Annotated in this window: 1 protein-coding gene; it reads left to right on the plus strand. The window is 58.2% G+C overall.

The features are described 5' to 3' along the window. A partial coding sequence (locus D0Z70_RS24525) for an IS30 family transposase (protein ID WP_119750818.1) occupies window positions 1–927 on the plus strand: 927 nt, incomplete at its 5' end. Window positions 928–1,012: the final 85 nt, after the last annotated feature.

Raw genomic sequence — 1,012 nt, forward strand, 5'->3', positions numbered from 1 at the left:
CAGCAGATAGCAGCGGCGCTGCAGCGACATCGTTCGACCATCTATCGTGAGCTCAAACGCAACCGGCATCTCGATGACGAGCCAATGTTTCGTGGCTATTTTCCGACCGCCGCACAAACGATGGCGGACAGGCGCCGGGTGCGTGGTGGCAAGATTGCCCGAAAGCCCGAGCTTGCCGCCTATATCGCCGACCGCTTGTCAGCAGCTTGGTCGCCCGAGCAGATTGCGGGATATCTTCGGCGCCATCGCGGTATTCGTGAAGCCGTCTGTCATGAGACCATCTACCAGTTCGTCTATGGGCCGGACGGACGAAGCCAAGGCCTGTGGCGCCTTTTGCCTGTTGCCCGTCGATCTCGACGTCAACGCTATGCGCGTAAGCCCCGCGGTCTGCATATTCCCTTGGTCAACACCATTGGCAAACGCCCTTCCGAAATCGGTAATCGCAGCAGCTTTGGTCATTGGGAAGGCGACCTGATGATCTTCAGGTTGGAATATGGCAAAGCCAACCTCACCTCGTTAGTCGAGCGCCGCAGCCGGTTTACTATCCTCGCCCGCAATCCCAGTCGGCATTCCGCCGGCGTCATGTCGGGAATCCAGCACCACTTGCACATGCTGCCCCCTTCCCTGCGTCAGAGCATCACCTTTGACCGGGGAACGGAATTTGCTGCCTTTGCGACACTCCAGAAGAAACTCGCGATGACGAGCTATTTCTGCCTGCCATCGGCACCCTGGCAAAAGGGCAGCGTGGAAAACAGCAACGGTCGCATACGGCGCTTCCTGCCGTCTGACACGGACCTGGCATTGCTATCGGATAAGGAAATCGAGGCCGTTGCTGATCGCATCAACAGCACCCCTCGCAAATGCCTGAACTATCGCACCCCGCATGACGTTCTGGGAGAGCAAATCAAGCTCCTCAAGGCCCGATAGATTTTGCCATCCAGGGTGGGGCTCGCCCCACCCTGGATGAAATGCTACGCATCCCATGGATGTCGCGCTTCAAATCGAAACCGCC

Source organism: Sphingobium terrigena (assembly GCF_003591655.1).
GTDB classification, from domain to species: domain Bacteria; phylum Pseudomonadota; class Alphaproteobacteria; order Sphingomonadales; family Sphingomonadaceae; genus Sphingobium; species Sphingobium terrigena.